Annotated in this window: 16 protein-coding genes and 1 tRNA gene; 6 read left to right on the top strand and 11 right to left on the bottom strand. The window is 69.0% G+C overall.

What is annotated here, in order from left to right; all coding sequences use genetic code 11:
• Positions 1-21 precede the first annotated feature (21 nt).
• The gene (locus tag AC5P1C_RS05575) at positions 22-384 is read right to left on the bottom strand and encodes a hypothetical protein (protein ID WP_493864500.1); all 363 of its coding nucleotides are present in this window, start codon (positions 382-384) and stop codon (positions 22-24) included.
• 83 nt (positions 385-467) lie between these two features.
• Between AC5P1C_RS05575 and hrpA the strand changes: the two genes are divergently transcribed.
• The 3 genes from hrpA to AC5P1C_RS05560 all read left to right on the top strand — a co-directional run bounded on the left by hrpA (position 468) and on the right by AC5P1C_RS05560 (position 4,945).
• Entirely contained in the window at positions 468-4,418 is a 3,951-nt protein-coding gene (gene hrpA / locus AC5P1C_RS05570) for an ATP-dependent RNA helicase HrpA (RefSeq protein WP_493864499.1), read from the top strand.
• A gap of 95 nt (positions 4,419-4,513) precedes the next feature.
• Positions 4,514-4,588: transfer RNA gene (locus AC5P1C_RS05565), tRNA-Asp, on the top strand.
• A 135-nt stretch (positions 4,589-4,723) separates the two neighbouring features.
• Positions 4,724-4,945, top strand: a complete 222-nt coding sequence (locus AC5P1C_RS05560; protein ID WP_493864498.1) for a DUF6274 family protein — start codon at positions 4,724-4,726, stop codon at positions 4,943-4,945.
• A 545-nt stretch (positions 4,946-5,490) separates the two neighbouring features.
• Here the strand turns inward: AC5P1C_RS05560 and bldC are convergent.
• Together bldC and AC5P1C_RS05550 are read right to left on the bottom strand one after the other, a co-directional pair.
• Positions 5,491-5,697, bottom strand: a complete 207-nt coding sequence (bldC, locus tag AC5P1C_RS05555; protein ID WP_003949541.1) for a developmental transcriptional regulator BldC — start codon at positions 5,695-5,697, stop codon at positions 5,491-5,493.
• A 542-nt stretch (positions 5,698-6,239) separates the two neighbouring features.
• Positions 6,240-7,082: a DUF8083 family protein gene (locus AC5P1C_RS05550; RefSeq protein ID WP_493864497.1), complete on the bottom strand. Its 843-nt coding sequence runs from the start codon at positions 7,080-7,082 to the stop codon at positions 6,240-6,242.
• 208 nt (positions 7,083-7,290) lie between these two features.
• Between AC5P1C_RS05550 and AC5P1C_RS05545 the strand changes: the two genes are divergently transcribed.
• Complete coding sequence (locus AC5P1C_RS05545) at positions 7,291-8,373, top strand: Leu/Phe/Val dehydrogenase (RefSeq protein WP_493864496.1); 1,083 nt, start codon at positions 7,291-7,293, stop codon at positions 8,371-8,373.
• Positions 8,374-8,663: 290 nt separating this feature from the next.
• Positions 8,664-8,921 (top strand): DUF3073 domain-containing protein, encoded by a 258-nt coding sequence (locus tag AC5P1C_RS05540; protein ID WP_160505941.1) that lies wholly within the window; start codon positions 8,664-8,666, stop codon positions 8,919-8,921.
• A 110-nt stretch (positions 8,922-9,031) separates the two neighbouring features.
• On the opposite strand, the gene purM is transcribed toward AC5P1C_RS05540, so the two are convergent.
• Together purM and purF are read right to left on the bottom strand one after the other, a co-directional pair.
• Complete coding sequence (gene purM / locus AC5P1C_RS05535; RefSeq protein WP_493864495.1) at positions 9,032-10,099, bottom strand: phosphoribosylformylglycinamidine cyclo-ligase; 1,068 nt, start codon at positions 10,097-10,099, stop codon at positions 9,032-9,034.
• Positions 10,100-10,136: 37 nt separating this feature from the next.
• Complete coding sequence (gene purF, locus AC5P1C_RS05530) at positions 10,137-11,663, bottom strand: amidophosphoribosyltransferase (RefSeq protein WP_493864494.1); 1,527 nt, start codon at positions 11,661-11,663, stop codon at positions 10,137-10,139.
• Between the two features lie 277 nt (positions 11,664-11,940).
• On the opposite strand from purF, the gene AC5P1C_RS05525 reads away from it, so the two are divergent.
• Entirely contained in the window at positions 11,941-13,254 is a 1,314-nt protein-coding gene (locus AC5P1C_RS05525) for a metallopeptidase domain-containing protein (protein WP_493864493.1), read from the top strand.
• On the opposite strand, the gene AC5P1C_RS05520 is transcribed toward AC5P1C_RS05525, so the two are convergent.
• The 6 genes from AC5P1C_RS05520 to purS form a co-directional block, all read right to left on the bottom strand.
• A complete protein-coding gene (locus tag AC5P1C_RS05520; protein WP_493864492.1) occupies positions 13,214-14,026 on the bottom strand; it encodes an META domain-containing protein in 813 nt (270 codons plus the stop codon). The two genes, AC5P1C_RS05525 and AC5P1C_RS05520, sit on opposite strands and share 41 nt — an antisense overlap.
• A gap of 128 nt (positions 14,027-14,154) precedes the next feature.
• Positions 14,155-14,946, bottom strand: coding sequence for a maleylpyruvate isomerase family mycothiol-dependent enzyme (locus AC5P1C_RS05515; protein WP_493864491.1), 792 nt, complete (start codon positions 14,944-14,946; stop codon positions 14,155-14,157).
• 9 nt (positions 14,947-14,955) lie between these two features.
• Positions 14,956-15,594, bottom strand: coding sequence for a TetR/AcrR family transcriptional regulator (locus tag AC5P1C_RS05510; protein WP_493864490.1), 639 nt, complete (start codon positions 15,592-15,594; stop codon positions 14,956-14,958).
• A 159-nt stretch (positions 15,595-15,753) separates the two neighbouring features.
• Positions 15,754-18,003, bottom strand: coding sequence for a phosphoribosylformylglycinamidine synthase subunit PurL (gene purL, locus AC5P1C_RS05505; RefSeq protein WP_493864489.1), 2,250 nt, complete (start codon positions 18,001-18,003; stop codon positions 15,754-15,756).
• Positions 18,000-18,680: a phosphoribosylformylglycinamidine synthase subunit PurQ gene (gene purQ, locus AC5P1C_RS05500; protein WP_493864488.1), complete on the bottom strand. Its 681-nt coding sequence runs from the start codon at positions 18,678-18,680 to the stop codon at positions 18,000-18,002. Before purQ ends, purL begins: the two co-directional genes overlap by 4 nt.
• Positions 18,677-18,928: a phosphoribosylformylglycinamidine synthase subunit PurS gene (gene purS / locus AC5P1C_RS05495; RefSeq protein WP_135332092.1), complete on the bottom strand. Its 252-nt coding sequence runs from the start codon at positions 18,926-18,928 to the stop codon at positions 18,677-18,679. Before purS ends, purQ begins: the two co-directional genes overlap by 4 nt.
• Positions 18,929-19,100 lie beyond the last annotated feature (172 nt).

Raw genomic sequence — 19,100 nt, 5'->3', positions numbered from 1 at the left:
GGGGCCCCGGAACAGGGGCCTCTAGACGCGCAGGATCGAGAGATCTATGGGAGAGGGCGGCGCGAGCGGCGGCGGCCCACGCACGGGCGTCAGGGACAGCACCGTCTGGTCGACGCCCCACGTGCCGGACGCGGAGTGCGCCTGGTGGAGAGCGGGCAGCAGCTCATACGCCGAACTGGAGCGCGGCGGGGCGGCGGGGGCCTGCCCGGCGTCCTGCTGACCGCCCTTGCCGCAGCCCGGCGCCCCCGCGGACGCCTCGGCCTGCACCGACGCGACGGGCTTCGCCACCGGTTCGGCGGCCACCGCAGGCCCGCAGAACGCCCCGAGCACGACGAGCAGTACCCCCAGCAAGGGGCACCACGACGCACGCGCACGGGACGACATGCCCCGAATCGTACGTGCCGGGCGCCCCGCCGGAGAAAATCGGTTCGCCACCTCCGAGCGGCGGGTGAGATCCTGGACGCCGTATGTCTACGCAGCCTGCCCTCACCCTCGACTCCCTCGCCCCGCGTCTGTCCGAGCTGTCGCTGCGCGACGAGCACCGGATCGGCCGCCGGCTCGAGGGTGCGCGCCGGATCCGCAAGCCCGACGCCCGCGCCGCTGTCCTCGCCGAGATCGCGGCGGACGTCGACAAGGCCTCGGCGCGGATGGCCGAGCGGGGCAGTCGGCTGCCCGAGATCACGTATCCGCAAGAGCTCCCGGTCAGCCAGAAGAAGGACGACATCGCCGCGGCGATCCGCGACCACCAGGTCGTGATCGTGGCGGGCGAGACGGGCTCCGGCAAGACGACGCAGATCCCCAAGATCTGCATGGAGCTCGGCCGCGGCCTGCGCGGCATGATCGGCCATACGCAGCCACGCCGCATCGCGGCCCGCACGGTCGCCGAGCGCGTCGCCGACGAGCTGAGGACGCCGCTCGGCGAGGCCGTCGGCTGGAAGGTCCGCTTCACGGACCAGGTGGGCGCCGACACGTACGTGAAGCTGATGACGGACGGCATCCTGCTGGCCGAGATCCAGACGGACCGCGAGCTGCGCGCGTACGACACGATCATCATCGACGAGGCCCACGAGCGTTCCCTCAACATCGACTTCCTGCTCGGCTACCTCGCCCAGCTGCTCCCCAAGCGCCCGGACCTGAAGGTCGTCATCACCTCGGCGACCATCGACCCGGAGCGGTTCTCGCGGCACTTCGGGGACGCCCCGATCGTCGAGGTCAGCGGCCGCACGTATCCGGTCGAGGTGCGTTATCGCCCGCTGCTCGAAGAGGACGCCGAGGACAGCGACCGCGATCAGATCACCGCGATCACGGACGCCGTCGAGGAGCTCCAGGGCGAGGGCAAGGGCGACATCCTCGTCTTCCTCTCCGGGGAGCGCGAGATCCGGGACACGGCGGACGCGCTGAACAAGAAGAACTACCGCTTCACCGAAGTCCTCCCCCTCTACGCCCGTCTCTCGCACGCCGAGCAGCACCGCGTCTTCCAGCAGCACACGGGCAGACGCATCGTCCTCGCCACGAACGTCGCGGAGACCTCCCTCACCGTCCCGGGCATCAAGTACGTCATCGACCCCGGCACGGCCCGCATCTCCCGCTACAGCCACCGCACGAAGGTGCAGCGCCTGCCCATCGAGGCGATCAGCCAGGCCAGCGCCAACCAGCGCAAGGGCCGCTGCGGCCGTACGTCGGACGGCATCTGCATCCGTCTGTACTCGGAGGACGACTTCGTCGCCCGCCCCGAGTTCACGGACGCGGAGATCCTCCGTACGAACCTGGCGAGCGTCATCCTCCAGATGACGGCGGCCGGGCTCGGCGACATCGAGAAGTTCCCCTTCATCGACCCGCCGGACCACCGCAACATCCGCGACGGCGTCCAACTCCTCCAGGAACTGGGCGCGTTGGACCCCACGCAGAAGGACCCGAAGAAGCGCCTCACCCAGCAGGGCCGCAAGCTGGCCCAGCTGCCGGTGGACCCGCGCCTGGCGCGCATGGTCCTGGAGGCCGACAAGAACGGCTGCGTACGCGAGGTCATGGTGATCGCCGCTGCGCTCTCCATCCAGGACCCGCGCGAGCGCCCCGCCGAGAAGCAGACGCAGGCGGACCAGCAGCACGCACGCTTCAAGGACGAGACCTCCGACTTCCTGGCCTACCTCAACCTGTGGCGGTACGTCCGCGAGCAGCAGAAGGAGCGCGGCTCGTCCTCGTTCCGCCGGATGTGCAAGTCGGAGTACCTGAACTTCCTGCGGATCCGCGAGTGGCAGGACATCTACACGCAGCTGCGTACGGTCGCCAAGCAGATGGGCATCCACCTCAACGAGGACGATGCCCCCGAGCAGCAGGTGCACATCTCCCTCCTCGCCGGTCTCCTCTCCCACATCGGGATGAAGGACGTGAAGGAGGGCGCGAAGAACGAGTATCTGGGCGCCCGTTCGGCGAAGTTCGCCGTCTTCCCCGGCTCGGCCCTCTTCAAGAAGCCCCCGCGCTTCATCATGTCGGCCGAACTCGTCGAGACCTCACGCCTCTGGGCCCGCGTGAACGCGAAGATCGAGCCCGAGTGGGTCGAGCCGCTCGCCCAGCATCTGCTCAAGCGCACGTACAGCGAGCCGCACTGGGAGAAGGACGCGGCGGCCGTGATGGCGTACGAGAAGGTCACGCTGTACGGCGTCCCGATCATCGCCCAGCGCAAAGTGAACTACGGCCGCATCGACGCCGAGGTCTCCCGCGACCTGTTCATCCGCAACGCGCTCGTCGAGGGCGACTGGCGCACGCACCACAAGTTCTTCGCCGCCAACCGCAAGCTGCTCACCGAGGTCGAGGAGCTGGAGCACCGCGCGCGGCGCCGCGACATCCTCGTCGACGACGAGACGCTGTTCGACTTCTACGACCAGCGGGTGCCGGAAGACGTCGTCTCCGGGGCGCACTTCGACTCCTGGTGGAAGAAGAAGCAGCGCGAAGAGCCCGAACTGCTCGACTTCGAGCGGTCGATGCTGATCAACGAGCGCGCCGGTGACGTGTCGAAGGACGACTATCCCGATACGTGGCGTCAGGGCGCGCTCAAGTTCAAGGTGACGTACCAGTTCGAGCCGGGCGCGGACGCGGACGGCGTCACGGTGCACGTACCGCTCCAGGTCCTGAACCAGGTCACGGCGGACGGCTTCGACTGGCAGATCCCGGGCCTGCGCGAGGAGGTCGTGATCGAGCTGATCCGCTCCCTGCCCAAGCCGATCCGCAGGCACTACGTCCCCGCGCCCAACTACGCGAAGGCGTTCCTGGAGCGCGCGGTGCCGCTCCAGGAACCGCTGCACGTGACGCTGGCGCGCGAGCTCCAGCGGATGGTCGGCGTCCCCGTCTCACCGGACGACTTCGATCTCACGCGCGTGCCCGACCACCTGAAGATCACCTTCCGGATCACCGACGAGCGGCGCAGGAAGCTCGCCGAGGACAAGGACCTGGAGGACCTGAAGCTCCAGCTCCGCCCGAAGGCCCGCAAGGCCCTGTCCCAGGCGGCGGCCGCGACGGCGGAGAAGACGGGCGGCGCGGCGGTCGAGCGGTCCGGCCTCACGGACTGGTCGTTCGGCGCCCTCAGCCGGGTCTTCGAGACGCGCCGCGCGGGCCAGCCGGTGAAGGCGTACCCGGCTCTCGTGGACGACGGCTCCGAAGCGAACACCGTCTCCGTACGCCTCTTCGACACCGAGGCCGAGCAGCAGCAGGCGATGTGGAAGGGCACGCGCCGCCTCATCCTGCGCAACATCCCGGTCAATCCGGCCAAGTTCGCCTCGGACAAGCTGACCAACGCCCAGAAGATCGCCCTGTCCGCGAACCCGCACGGCTCCATCCAGGCGCTCTTCGCCGACTGCGCCATGGCCGCGGCGGACAAGCTGATCGGCGACTTCGGCGGTCCCGCCTGGGACGAGGAGTCGTACCGCAAGCTGTACGAGAAGGTGCGCGCCGAGATCGTCGACACGACGGTCCGCACGGTCGACCAGGTCCAGCAGGTCCTCGCCGCCTGGCAGGCCTGCGAGCGCCGCCTGAAGTCGACGAAGAGCCCGACGCTCCTTGCCAACCTCACGGACGTACGGGCGCAGTTGGACGCCCTCATCGGCCCCGGCTTCGTCACGGCCACGGGTATCCGCCGCCTGGCGGACCTGATGCGCTACATGGTGGCCGCCGACCGCCGGCTCCAGCAGATGCCGACGAACGTCCAGCGGGACACGGCACGCATGGAGAAGGTCCACGAGATGCAGGACGAGTACGCCTGGCTCCTGGAACAGCTCCCGCAGGGCCGCCCCGTGCCCCAGGAGGTCCTGGACATCCGCTGGATGCTGGAGGAGCTGCGCGTCAGCTACTTCGCGCACGCGCTGGGCACGGCGTACCCCGTCTCGGACAAGCGGATCGTGAAGGCGATCGACGCGACCGCACCGTGACCACCCGGGCACCCTGGGTGAGTTCGACCGCCGGGCCTGGGCTGCTGTAGAGTCCTGTCTCGCAGCGCAACGCACCAATGAGCGCCGCAAAGCAAGGTCCTGTGGAGCAGTTTGGAGTGCTCGCCACCCTGTCAAGGTGGAGGCCGCGGGTTCAAATCCCGTCAGGACCGCAGTGAAGTTGAACGGGCCGTATCCCTCTGGGATACGGCCCGTTGTCGTTTGCGCATCTTGACTGCGTCACATTCCGCCGGTACCTAGACAACAGGGAACGGGGGCGGGACCCGCTCCCCAGCGGGAGGTGGCGTATGACGGCTTCAGCGGCGTCCGCACGGCACGAGATACGCGCACTGCTGCGCGCCCACCTCTCCGCGGCGACGAGCTATCGCCACCTGACCCGGCACTGCCCGATCTGCCACCGGCTGGAGCGGCTCGCCCTGGAGACCGCTCCTGCCGCCCAGAGCGGCCACGAGGGCGGCTGCGAGGGCGGCTGTGCGCCGAGTGAGGACGAAAGTCCCCCGAACGCGTGACCAAAGCCGACCCGCGACCCACCCCGGTGGTGGGAGGGTGAGGGCAGGACCCCGCGCGCGTGGCGCCAACTCCCCTGTGCGCTCCGGGATCTCCTCTAGCTCAGAGGTATCGCAGGCAACAAGGTTCACGGCGTGTGACGGGTGTCACCGAACTTGTTTTGGAAACCCCGGAACTTACACCCGCCCTACAACCAGTCAATTTAATATGTGCAATTGCACCACCCGGAGAGGGTGCCGGGAGGGGCTCCACCCAGCACCCGGGCGGCCTCCCCCCAGTCGACTCAGCGGCAGCGCAACGGCACCCCTCAGAGACCAACAAGCCCGCGCACGGCGGCCCTCACCAGCACCTCTTGGGCGCACAAAAAAGATCGCGCTGGACCCGGCGGAGTCCAGCGCGATCGAAACGACTCACCCATGAGGCTCAGGAGTGGGACCCGTTGGGGCGGGACCCGTGTCGTGTGTAGCTAGGGTCGGACGTTGCGGCCGGGTTGGGGGACCTGGCAGCGGTCGTACTCTTCGTCCTGGTACTGCGGTAATGCGGTAAATCAGGCCTCGCTGCGCTGCTGCGGGATACCCGCGAGCAGTGCGCGGACCTCAGCCTCGCGGTAACGGCGATGCCCGCCGAGCGTGCGAATCGACGTGAGCTTGCCAGCCTTGGCCCATCGCGTCACCGTCTTGGGGTCGACGCGGAACATCGTGGCAACCTCAGCCGGGGTCAGCAGCGGCTCGGCATCAGGGGTGCGAGCGGTCATGAGCGGCCTCCTCGGAGAACCGAACCTTCTCGGTTCATTCCTCTAAATTCTGCACCTTGACCCGCGTTGCCCGAAATGGCGGACGCGAGTCGAGTCGGTTATAGGACGAACGGCTTGTCCTCGGCACTACAACTACACCATCCGTCCAGCCACGTCGGCCAAACCGATGGAATTGCCCTCCCAGGTGTCTATCAGCGACGGAAGCCGATGGACCATGCCATAGCGGACAGTCACGCCACAGTGACGATCAGTCACAGAGCGATCAGGAGTCAACAGACCCCCCATAGCGTGCAATGCTGAGTATTCCGCCCGTACATGGACGGAAGGAGCCCTCCCCGGACTCCTTGTCCTATTTTGGCATGAGGGGGGGCGATGGGCGCAAGGGCCCAGTAAGTGCGGTCCGTCACGCTTGATACAAAAGCCCGGATCGGGACCTACGTCCCGCGTAGGCGCCACGTAGGGGTGACCTACGGGGAGATGACCTCCGCAGGGGATGACCCACGAAGGCCCTGTTGACGCTCAGTTCGAGAACGGGCCGAGGCTCAGTTCGAGAACTGGCGGTCCCGGACCGCCCTCCATCGCTCCATGAGCCTCGCATACGCCTCGCCGGCACCCTCGCCGTCGCCGCCCCGCAGCGCCTCGATTCCTTCCGCCACGTCCGCCGCCGAGTGGTCCTCGTCGAGCTGCTCCTCGGACAGGGCGTGCACGAGCCCGCCGTAGTCGAGCTCCACCAGGGAGCGCGGATGGAACTCCTCCAGCCACCGGCCCACGTCCATGAGGCCCTCGACGAGCGGTCCGTCGTCGAGGGTGTCCCGCAGCGTCCTGAGCCCGCGGGCCACCCGGCGCCGTGCCTGCACCATCGGCGTGCGGTAGCGCAGGACGGGCGCGGAATCCGCCGTCCCCTTCTCGTACTGTCGCTCCTCGTCCGAGACGAGCACGAACCAGTTCAGCGGCACCTGCCACGTCGACGTACGGATCCAGGGGCGCGCGTCCGGGTTCCGCACGAGCCACTGTTCGTAGTCCGCGGCCGTCTGGCGGCGCACCACCGGCGGCAGGACCGCGTCAAGGACCGGCGTCGGCAGTTGCCCCGGCAGGTCCCCCAGGGCCTGCCAGCCGCGCAGCCGGGTGCGCCAGGGGCAGACGCACACCACACCGTCCGCCTCGACCACGAACGCGTCGCTGCTCTCGTGCACCGGCACGGGCACCGGCGGGGTGGGCAGCAAGTCGGCCAGGGAGCGCCTCAGTTCGTCCTGGTACGAGGGTCGGTGCGTGCGACGCGCGTAGCGCGCCCAGTGACTGCGCTCGGGTTCCGGGAACGCGGCGAGAGGCTCATAGACGCGCAAGTAGGACGCGTACGGGACGACCAACGAAGAGACCTTGGGCACGGCTGCTCCCTCCCCCGCGTACCGGCTGGAAAACACTGCAAATCGTGCCATGGCCGAACTCCGACGTGCTTCGAGTGCAACAGGAGAGGGTGATCCTCGGCACTGCGCGGCCACCGGGTTCTCACAGGCTCTAGTCTCATGCCCAACGGGCCCCGCCACCCGCACGGGCGCCCGCCCGACCGCCGCCACTTGACCGGGAGTCACCACAGTGACCGAAGCAGACAACGGCGTCCTGCACACCCTGTTCCACTCGGACCAGGGGGGCCATGAGCAAGTAGTGCTCTGTCAGGACCGAGCCAGCGGCCTCAAGGCCGTCATCGCCATCCACTCCACCGCCCTGGGCCCGGCCCTCGGCGGCACCCGCTTCTATCCGTACGCGAGCGAGGAAGCCGCCGTCGCCGACGCGCTGAACCTCGCGCGCGGGATGTCGTACAAGAACGCCATGGCCGGTCTCGACCACGGCGGCGGCAAGGCCGTGATCATCGGGGACCCCGAGAAGATCAAGAGCGATGAGCTGCTCCTCGCCTACGGTCGCTTCGTCGCCTCGCTCGGCGGCCGCTATGTGACGGCGTGCGACGTCGGTACGTACGTCGCGGACATGGACGTCGTCGCGCGCGAGTGCCGCTGGACGACCGGCCGCTCCCCCGAGAACGGCGGCGCCGGCGACTCCTCCGTGCTCACCGCCTTCGGCGTCTTCCAGGGCATGCGGGCCTCGGCCCAGCACCTGTGGGGCGACCCGTCGCTGCGCGGCCGCAAGGTCGGCGTCGCGGGCGTCGGCAAGGTCGGCCACCACCTCGTGGAGCACCTCCTGGAGGACGGCGCCGAGGTCGTGATCACCGATGTGCGCGAGGAGTCCGTGAACCGGATCACCCACAAGCACCCGTCCGTGACCGCCGTCGCCGACACGGAGGCGCTGATCCGCGTCGAGGGCCTCGACGTGTACGCCCCCTGCGCGCTCGGCGGTGCCCTGAACGACGAGTCCGTGCCGGTGCTCACCGCCAAGGTGGTCTGCGGCGCGGCCAACAATCAGCTCGAGCACCCCGGTGTGGAGAAGGACCTCGCCGACCGCGGGATCCTCTACGCGCCCGACTACGTGGTGAACGCGGGCGGCGTGATCCAGGTCGCCGACGAGCTGCACGGCTTCGACTTCGACCGGTGCAAGGCGAAGGCGTCGAAGATCTTCGACACCACTCTTGCGATATTCGCTCGTGCGAAGGATGACGGCATTCCGCCGGCCGCGGCGGCCGACAGGATCGCCGAACAGCGGATGGCTGAGGCCCGCCGCCGCTGACCCCGCAGGTGCCGCGAAAGGGCCCCGCCGACGGGCGCGAGAGACAAGACTCACCCCCGTCGGCGGGTCGCCCGACAAGAAGAGGTTAAAATCGCAGTTGACCAGCGAGGACGGGGCTCCTCGCGGGTTCTGCGCCGAGGCGCGTCCTGCGGGCGACGTACCGTATGGCCGCAGGAGCAGGTACCGTGGAAGCCCTACGGACCGGCCTCTCCACGGAGAGCCCGTTCCTGATCATGAACGCGTGTCAAGACTCTGGGGTCACCAAGCCCCATATCCGAGGGGGTCGAGCCATGGGGCGCGGCCGGGCAAAGGCCAAGCAGACGAAGGTCGCCCGCCAGCTGAAGTACAGCAGCGGCGGGACTGACCTCTCGCGTCTGGCCAATGAGCTGGGCGCTTCGACTTCGCAACAGCCGCCGAATGGCGAGCCGTTCGAGGACGACGACGAGGAAGACGACCCGTACGCCCAGTACGCGGATCTGTATAACGACGACGAGGACGAGGACTCCGCCGACGAGTCCGGTCCTTCGTCGCAGCGCCGCGGCGCTTGACCTCGTTGCATTCGCAGCACTTGCAGCATTCGCAGTTTCGTAGCAACTGCACCTGACCCGGTCCGGGGTGGTCACACCACCGGACCGGGTTTTGTGCTGCCCCGCAGGGCTTACTTGGAGTAGTCACCGATCAGCGCCGCGCCATCGGTGTGCTCGCCGCGCTCGGTGATCTCACCGGCGATCCAGGCGTCCACGCCACGGTCCGCGAGGGTCGCGAGGGCCGCGTCGGCGGACTCCTCGGGGACGATCGCCATCATGCCGACGCCCATGTTCAGCGTCTTCTCCAGCTCCAGGCGCTCGACCTGGCCTGCCTTGCCGACGACGTCGAAGACCGCGCCGGGCGTCCAGGTCTCGCGGTCGACGATCGCGTGCAGACCGTCCGGGATGACCCGGCCCAGGTTCGCCGCGAGGCCGCCGCCCGTGATGTGGCTGAAGGCGTGGACGTCCGTGGTGCGGGTGAGCGCCAGGCAGTCCAGGGAGTAGATCTTGGTGGGCTCCAGGAGCTCCTCGCCGAGCGTGCGGCCGAACTCCTCCACGCGGCGGTCCAGGGACCATGCCGCGCGGTCGAAGACCACGTGCCGGACAAGCGAGTACCCGTTCGAGTGAAGACCGGAGGAGGCCATCGCGATGACCGCGTCACCCTTACGGATGCGATCGGGGCCAAGGACACGGTCGGCCTCGACCGCGCCCGTGCCTGCGCCCGCCACGTCGAAGTCGTCCGGGCCGAGGAGGCCCGGGTGCTCGGCCGTCTCGCCGCCGATGAGGGCGCAGCCCGCGAGGACGCAGCCCTCGGCGATGCCCTTGACGATGGCGGCGACACGCTCGGGGTGCACCTTGCCGACGCAGATGTAGTCGGTCATGAAGAGCGGCTCGGCGCCGCACACCACGATGTCGTCCATGACCATCGCGACCAGGTCGTGCCCGATGGTGTCGTACACGCCGAGCTGGCGGGCGAGGTCGACCTTCGTGCCGACACCGTCGGTGGCGGAGGCGAGCAGGGGGCGCTCGAAGCGCTTGAGGGCGGAGGCGTCGAAGAGTCCGGCGAAGCCGCCGATGCCGCCGAGGACCTCGGGGCGCTTCGTCTTCTTCACCCACTCCTTCATCAGCTCGACGGCGCGGTCGCCCGCTTCGATGTCTACGCCTGCGGCTGCGTAGCTGGCACCAGTGGTCTCAGGCATGGGGGATGAGAGCTTTCGTGTCGTTACTACGGGTGGCTTACGGGCGACGGATCGCGTCGGCCGCTGCCGTGGACGCCGGACCGGCGGCCAGCTCCGTCTCCAGGAGCTGCTTGCCGAGCAGCTCGGGGTCGGGGAGGTCCATCGGGTACACGCCGTCGAAGCAGGCGCGGCAGAGGTTCGGCTTGTCGATGGTCGTGGCCTCGATCATGCCGTCGATGGAGATGTACGAGAGCGAGTCGGCGCCCATGGACGTGGCGATCTCGTCGATCGTCATGCCGTTGGCGATGAGCTCGGCGCGGGTCGCGAAGTCGATGCCGAAGAAGCAGGGCCACTTCACGGGGGGAGAGGAGATCCGGATGTGGATCTCGGCGGCTCCGGCCTCGCGGAGCATCTTGACCAGGGCGCGCTGGGTGTTGCCGCGGACGATCGAGTCGTCGACGACGACAAGACGCTTGCCCTTGATGACTTCCTTGAGGGGGTTCAGCTTGAGTCGGATGCCGAGCTGGCGGATCGTCTGCGAGGGCTGGATGAAGGTCCGGCCCACGTACGCGTTCTTGACCAGGCCGGCGCCGAAGGGGATGCCGGATGCTTCCGCGTAACCGATCGCGGCGGGCGTTCCGGACTCCGGGGTCGCTATGACGAGGTCGGCGTCCGCCGGAGCTTCTTCGGCGAGTTTTCGGCCCATCTCGACACGCGAGAGGTAGACGTTCCGGCCGGCGATGTCGGTGTCGGGGCGCGCCAGATAGACGTACTCGAAGACACAACCCTTGGGCTTCGCTTCCGCGAATCGGGACGTTCGCAGTCCGTTCTCGTCGACCGCGATGAACTCGCCGGGCTCGACCTCGCGGACAAAGCTGGCGCCGCAGATGTCGAGCGCCGCGGACTCCGATGCCACGACCCAGCCGCGCTCCAGACGGCCGAGGACCAGCGGGCGGATGCCCTGCGGGTCGCGCGCCGCGTACAGCGTGTGCTCGTTCATGAAGACGAGGGAGAAGGCGCCCTGCACGTCCGGGAGGACCTTGGTGGCGGCTTCTTCGATGGTCAGCGGCTTGCCGTCGTCGTCGACCTGGCCCGCGAGGAGAGCCGTCACCAGGTCGGTGTCGTTGGTCGCCGCGACCTGGGTCGCGCGGCCGTTCTCCTTGGGCAGTTCGGCGACCATCTCGGCGAGCTGGGCCGTGTTGACGAGGTTGCCGTTGTGCCCGAGCGCGATGGAGCCGTGCGCGGTCGCACGGAACGTCGGCTGGGCGTTCTCCCATACGGAGGCGCCAGTGGTCGAGTAGCGGGCGTGACCGACCGCGATATGACCCTGGAGCGAACTGAGAGAGGTCTCGTCGAAGACCTGGGAAACGAGCCCCATGTCCTTGAAGACAAGGATCTGGGAGCCGTTGCTGACCGCGATTCCCGCGGACTCCTGGCCTCGATGCTGTAGGGCGTAAAGCCCGAAGTAAGTGAGCTTGGCGACCTCTTCACCCGGAGCCCAGACACCGAAGACGCCACAAGCGTCCTGGGGGCCTTTCTCGCCGGGGAGCAGATCATGATTGAGTCGACCGTCACCACGTGGCACAACACCGAGTGTAGGCGAGATCGACCACTGGTCCGAATTGGGGATACGGACCACACACGGAGCGTGATCGCGCCCCCTGTGCGCCCGGGGTTTGCGGGGTGCCTGGTGACCGTGCTCCCGCCGTGCCGCGCCTCCGCTTGCCTGAACTGAGCCTTAAGCCCGCCCTAAGAGGCCTTCCCAGGGGTTCGCGCGGGCCGCCTTGATCGCTAGCGTGCCTGGCGCGCGCTCTCGTTGATCATCTTCAGGCCCGCGCGATCCCCCACTCGGAAGGTCCCCCATGAAGCCGTCCCCGCGCCTCTGCCTCATACCGGCCGCCGTGGCCGCCGTCCTGACCGCTGCCGCAGCCGCGCCCGCGCCCGCCGCCGACGCCGACGAGCCGGAGCGGCACGTACAGGTCGCCATGGTCAACTTCACGGACAGCCGGATACCGGACGCGGGCAAGCTCGAGGCCGCCCTGAAGGACGACTACTTCGGCGCCACCGGCTCCCTCACCTCCTACTACAACGAGGTCACCGGCGGCGCGACCACCTTCAAGGCCGCCGACGGCGACGGGGTCAGCGGGCCCGTCGACATCGATCTCGCGGCCACCGGCTGCGACACCGGCAAGATCAACGACCTCACGCGGAAGGCACTGGCCGCGCAGGGCGTCTCCGAGGACAGCTACGACCACCTGTCGCTCGTCTTCCCCTCGGAGAAGGCGGGCTGCGACTGGCTCGCGCTCGGCACCGTCGGCGGCGGCACCACCTGGATGCCCATCGGCGCCGACGGCAAGATGTCGATGACGGCCCTGGTCCACGAGTTCGGCCACAACTTCGGCTACAGCCACCACACGCGCCTCCGCTGCCCCGAGGGTGACCTCGGCGCGGGCTGCGAGGAGGACGGCACCAGCCACAAGACGCCGATGGGCGGCGGCGGTTGGGAGGCCGGGCTGACCTCGCCCGAGCTGCTCCACAACAAGTGGCTGACCGGCGGCGAGGTCGCGAAGATCGGCAAGTCGGGGACCTACACGCTGCGTCCGCTGTACGGGAAGGGCGACGGGGTCCGTGCCCTCGACATCCCGCTGGGCGACGACCGCCTGGTCGTGGAGTTGCGGCACGAGTCCGGCACCCTCGACGGCGAGATCCAGGGCGTGCACGCCTACCGGGTGCCGGAAGGGAAGTACGCCGAGTCGGGCCTCGTGGACCCGGCCCCGGACGCCGACGAGTCCACCGGCGGCGACGCCCCGGCCGACGCCGACGCGCTCAAGGCGGGGGCGAAGCTGACGGACGAGGCCCGCGAGGTCGAGGTCGAGGTCGTGAAGGCGGGGGCCGAGGCGGCGACGGTCCGGGTGAGCCTGGACGGGGTGGCGGCGCCGGCGGAGGCTACCCCGGAGGCTCCCGCGGCCGAAGCCCCCAGGGCCCCCAATGAGGCCCGTCCCACGGGCGACTCCACCGAGCTCGCCGAGACCGGCGGCGACTCCGACACCACGCTCGCCTACTCCGTCGGCGGCGCCCTGATGCTGGCCTTCGGCGGCGCGTTCCTGCTGAAGTCCCGCGCCCGCCGGAGCGCCGCTACTTCTGCTTCGTCTGCTTCAGGTCGGCATTCGCGCTGACGACCGTGCCGTCATCGGTGGTGAGCGAGAGCCCGTTGTGGGTCAGCCGGTAGGTCACCTTGCCGTCGAAGAGCTTGAGGAGCTTCTTCTCGGTCTCCGCCTCGGCTCCCTCGCACATCATCCGGGTGGTCCGGGGAGCGCCCAGGGTGATGGAGTCGCCCTTCACCTCGGCCTTGGCGGTGACGTTGTTGCAGCCGAGCTTGCCGCGGACCGTGCCGTCCTTGCCGAAGGTCAGATGGGCCTTGCCGTCCACTTCCTTCGGCAGGGACGTCGTGACCTTGCCGTCTCCGACGGCGTTCACGTTCCACTTGGTGCCCGTCAGCGGGGCGTCCGGCTCCGAGGTGAGGGCCACGCGGTCTCCCTTGTCGGTGGTGAGCGTCAGCCTGTCGCCGTCGACCTCGGCCTTCAGGTCTCCGTCGCCGAGGGCGCTCTTGAAGCTGTTCTCGAAGTCGATCTTGTCGCAGGCCCTCTTGGTGGTGATGGCGTCGTCGAAGCCGACGTTCTCGCCGTCCACCGCCACGTCCACCGTGAAGCCGTTGCAGCCGTAGTTGCCCTGGGCCTTGCCCTTGTCGTCGAGCTTTACGTAGGCATCGCCCGGGGCCTGCTGCTTCTTGCCGTTCACCGTGAGGCTCTCGACGCTCCAGTGGACGCCGGTGAGGCGTGGCTGGGACCCGACGGACCCGCTGCCGGAGCCGGTCTCGGTGCCGCACGCGGTGAGCATGCCCGCGGCGGCCAGGGCCATGACGGTCGGTGTCAGTCGTTGCGTCTGCATGCCGCTGTGACGGGACAAGTGGGGGATCTGGTTCCCCTCCGCCCGCCGAGAGCGCCGGGCCCGCCCGCCGAGAGCACCCGGTCCGCCCTTCGAGAGCCCCCGGTCCGCCCTCTCGGGAGCGCCCGGCGTCAGCTCATGACCGGCAGCAACGCCGCCAGATCCGCCCGCTCCCCGCTCGCGCCGACCTTCGCCGCGTCCAGGGCCGACTTCCAGTCCGTACGCCCGGTCGCGAGGCGGATCCAGGTGAGCGGATCGGTCTCGACGACGTTCGGCGGGGTTCCGCGGGTGTGCCGGGGCCCCGCCACGCACTGGACCACGGCGAACGGCGGGATCCTGACCTCGACGGCGCCGCCGGGGGCCTTCACCGCGAGGGCGTCGGCGAGCAGCCGGGTGCAGGCGGCGAGGGCCTGCCGGTCGTACGGGACGTCCAGACCCGGCACCGCGTCGTTCAGGTCGTCCGTGTGGACGACGAGTTCGACGGTGCGGGTGACCATGAAGTCGTCGAGGGTCATCGCCCCGAACCGGGTGGGCATGAGCCGCCCCGCCGTGACGTCGGGCAGCGCCTCCTCGAAGCCGGCGAGCGTACGCGCGTACAACTCGGCCAGATCCTGTCCCGCGAAGGCCCGTGACGCCTCGTCGACCTGCGCCGCGGCCGAGGCAGTGGCGAACGGCCAGTCGAGCAGGGCCACTTCACGTGCCGCGGGCTCTGGCATGGCGAGGAAGCGGGTGGCTCCGCCGAGCGCCATCGTGAGGTGCGCGGCCAGCTCGCGGACGGTCCAGCCGCCGAGCCGGGTAGGCAGGGCGAGCTGTTCGGGCTTCAGGGCGCTGACCGCTTCCCGTACGTTCCCGAACTGGGCGAGCACGGCGGTGCGGATCTTGGCGGAGTCGTAGATACGCGTGCGCTTCTTGGCCGGTGGCATGGGCCGAGCCTAATTCTTCCCGGGGTACCCCTGGAGCCCCTTCTCGACCTGGCCGAAGACGCGCTCGGCGTGCGCGGCGCAGTCCTTGGCGATCTCGTCGAGCGGGTCTCCGATGAGCGTGCGCCGGTGGTTCTCGACGATGAGCGCGTTGCGGGCGCCGATCAGCTGGGAGGCGGCGACGCGTGCGAGGAGCATGTCGCCCGTCTCCTCCGCGAGGGCGTCCGCGAGGAGTTGGACGCTGCGCATGTGGAAGATCACCATGCGGTGCGAGAGGGTCGGTGTCTCGCTGATGAGCTGGCGCACCTTGAGGGTGCGCGGGTCGCCGCTGAGGCCGATCGAGGGGTCGCGTCCGGTGATCTGCTCCAGGAACTGGCCGCGCATGGCGTCGACCGCCGACTCCCCCGGCTGTCGCTCGCGCACCGCGCGGGCCGGGTCGTCGGCGTGCTCCTCGACCGGGCCGACGATGACGCCTTCCTTGGTGCCGAAGTAGTTGAAGACGGTCATCTTCGACACCTCGGCGGCCTCGGCGATCTCCGCGACGGAGACATGGTCGAAGCCGCGCTCGGAGCAGAGGTCCACCGCGACCCGCCAGATCCGCTGGGCGGTCTGCTTCTTCTTCCGCGCACGCAGCCCGAGCTCCTCAGTCATGCAGGTCACGGTACCGGGACAGCCTCTTCGCCCACCGTGAGCGTCTCGCCGCTGAGACGGGAGGCTGAGACGGGAGGCTGAGAAGTGAGACGGAGACGGGAGAGGGGCGGGGCGGCATCGCAGCCGCCCCGCCCCACGCTCTTGCCGATGTATCGCGCCTCAGGCGAAGAGCCCCGGAAGGGTCCCCTCGTAAGCCTCGCGCACCTCGCCGAGCGGCAGCGTGAACTCGCCCTGCAGCTCCACCGCGTCGCCGTCGACCACACCGACGCGCGTCGCGGGCAGACCCCGCGCCCCGCACATGTCGGTGAAGCGCAGCTCCTCGGAGCGGGGGACGGACACGATCGCCCGCCCTGCCGACTCACTGAACAGGAGGGTGAACGCGTCCAGGCCGTCCGGGACGACCAGGCGCGCGCCCTTCCCGCCACGGAGGCAGGACTCGGCGACGGCCTGCGCGAGGCCACCGTCCGAGAGGTCGTGCGCGGCGTCGATCATGCCGTCGCGCGAGCCCGAGATGAGGATCTCGGCGAGCAGCCGCTCGCGCTCCAGGTCGACCTTCGGGGGAAGCCCGCCGAGGTGGTCGTGGACGACCTGCGACCAGGCCGAGCCGCCGAACTCCTCGGTGGTGTCGCCCAGGAGGTAGAGGAGCTGGCCCTCTTCCTTGAAGGCGATCGGCGTGCGGCGCGCTACGTCGTCGATCACTCCGAGGACGGAGACGACCGGCGTCGGGTGGATCGCCGCCTCGCCCGTCTGGTTGTAGAGCGAGACGTTGCCGCCGGTCACCGGAGTGCCCAGGATCTGGCAGGCGTCGGCGAGGCCACGGGTGGTCTCGGCGAACTGCCACATGACGTCCGGGTCCTCGGGCGAACCGAAGTTCAGGCAGTCCGAGACGGCGAGCGGCTTGGCACCGGTCGCGGCGACGTTGCGGTACGCCTCCGACAGGGCGAGCTGCGCGCCGGCGTACGGGTCGAGCTTCGAGTAGCGGCCGTTGCCGTCGTTGGCGAGGGCGACACCGAGGCCGGACTCCTCGTCGATGCGGACCATGCCGGAGTCCTCGGGCTGCGCGAGCACCGTGTTGCCCTGCACGAAACGGTCGTACTGATCCGTCACCCACGCCTTGGAGGCCTGGTTCGGCGATGCGACGACCGCGAGGACCTGCGCGCGCAGTTCGTCCGAAGTCGCCGGGCGTGCCAGCTTGTTGGCGTCGTCCGCCTGGAGGGCGTCCTGCCACTTCGGGCGCGCGTAGGGCCGCTCGTAAACCGGGCCGTCGTGGGCGACGGTGCGCGGGTCGAGGTCGACGATCTTCTCGCCGTGCCAGAAGATCTCAAGCCGGTCGCCGTCGGTGACCTCACCGACGACGGTGGCGATGACGTCCCACTTCTCGCAGATCGCGAGGAAACGCTCGACCTTCTCGGGCTCGACGACCGCGCACATGCGTTCCTGCGACTCACTCATGAGGATTTCCTCGGGAGTGAGCGTGGAGTCGCGAAGGGGTACGTCGTCCAACTCGACGCGCATGCCGCCGGAGCCGTTGGACGCCAGCTCCGAGGTCGCGCAGGAGAGGCCCGCGGCGCCCAGGTCCTGGATGCCGACGACGAGCTTCTCGGCGAAGGCCTCCAGGGTGCACTCGATGAGGAGCTTCTCCTGGAAGGGGTCGCCGACCTGGACCGCGGGACGCTTCGACGGCTTCGTGTCGTCGAAGGTCTCACTCGCGAGAATCGAGGCGCCGCCGATGCCGTCGCCGCCCGTGCGAGCCCCGTACAGGATGACCTTGTTGCCGGGTCCGGAAGCCTTCGCGAGGTGGATGTCCTCGTGCCGCATGACGCCGATGGCACCGGCGTTGACCAGCGGGTTGCCCTGGTAGCAGGCGTCGAAGACGAGCTCGCCGCCGATGTTCGGCAGGCCCAGGCAGTTGCCGTAGCCGCCGATGCCCGCGACGACGCCCGGCAGGACGCGCTTGGTGTCGGGGTGGTCGGCGGCGCCCATCCGCAGCGGGTCCACGACGGCGACCGGGCGCGCGCCCATCGCGATGATGTCGCGGACGATGCCGCCGACACCGGTGGCCGCGCCCTGGTAGGGCTCGACGTACGAGGGGTGGTTGTGCGACTCGACCTTGAAGGTGACCGCGTAGCCGTTGCCGACGTCGACGACGCCCGCGTTCTCGCCGATGCCGACGAGCATGGCGTCGTTCTCGGGGGCCTTCTCGCCGAACTGGCGCAGGTGGACCTTGCTGCTCTTGTACGAGCAGTGCTCGGACCACATGACGGAGTACATGGCGAGCTCGGCGCCGGTGGGACGGCGGCCCAGGATCTCGCGTACGCGCGCGTACTCGTCTTCCTTCAGGCCCAGTTCGGCCCAGGGCAGCTTGACGTCGGGAGTCTCGGCTGCGTGCTTGACGGTGTCCAGAGTCATGCGTTGACCAGCTTCTTCAGGATCGAGGTGAAGAATCCGAGGCCGTCGGTGCGGCCGGTCCCGACCAGCGGCTCCACGGCGTGCTCGGGGTGCGGCATGAGGCCGACGACATTGCCCGCCTCGTTCGTGATGCCGGCGATGTCACGGAGCGAGCCGTTGGGGTTGCCGTCCAGGTACCGGAAGGCGACGCGGCCCTCGGCCTCCAGCATGTCCAGGGTCCGCTCGTCGGCCGTGTACTGGCCGTCGATGTTCTTGAGCGGGATCTGGATCTCCTGCCCCGCCGTGTAGTCGGCGGTCCAGGCGGTCCGGTCCGTCTCCACGCGCAGCTTCTGCTCGCGGCAGATGAAGTGCAGATGGTTGTTGCGCAGCATCGCGCCCGGCAGCAGGTGGGACTCGGTGAGCACCTGGAAGCCGTTGCAGATACCGAGAACCGGCATCCCCGCCTTCGCCTGCGCGATGACCGACTCCATGACCGGCGAAAACCGTGAAATGGCCCCGGCCCGCAGATAGTCGCCGTACGAGAATCCGCCGGGAAGCACCACGGCGTCGACCTGCTTCAGGTCCTTGTCCCGGTGCCAGAGCGGCACGGCTTCGGCGCCCGCGACGCGGACGGCGCGCTGGGTGTCGCGGTCGTCGAGGGTTCCGGGGAAAGTGACGACTCCGATTCGAGCAGTCACTTCTCTTCCTCCACCTTTACGAAGAAGTCCTCGATCACGGTGTTGGCGAGGAAGGTTTCCGCCATCTCGTGGATACGGGCGAGGGCTGCGTCATCGACGGGCCCGTCCACCTCGAGTTCGAAGCGCTTTCCCTGACGTACGTCGGCGATCCCCTTGAATCCGAGGCGCGGCAGTGCACGCTGCACCGCCTGGCCCTGGGGGTCGAGGATCTCCGGCTTGAGCATGACGTCGACTACGACGCGTGCCACTGGCACTCCCGGTGTGTGGTGCTGGCTGAGCGGTCCCTTCAGACTACCCGCACAAAAATTCTACTCGCGTAGATTCGTAGAAACCTACGTGAGCACGGTCACGTTCCCACCCCTACTCACGTATCGAACAGGGCACCTTCGCGAAAAATCCTGGAAAAGATCACGCATCGCC

The organism is Streptomyces sp. A18, assembly GCF_059026065.1.
The sequence above is the reverse complement of the archived record's forward strand: the minus strand, read 5'-3'. Positions and strand labels throughout refer to the sequence as shown.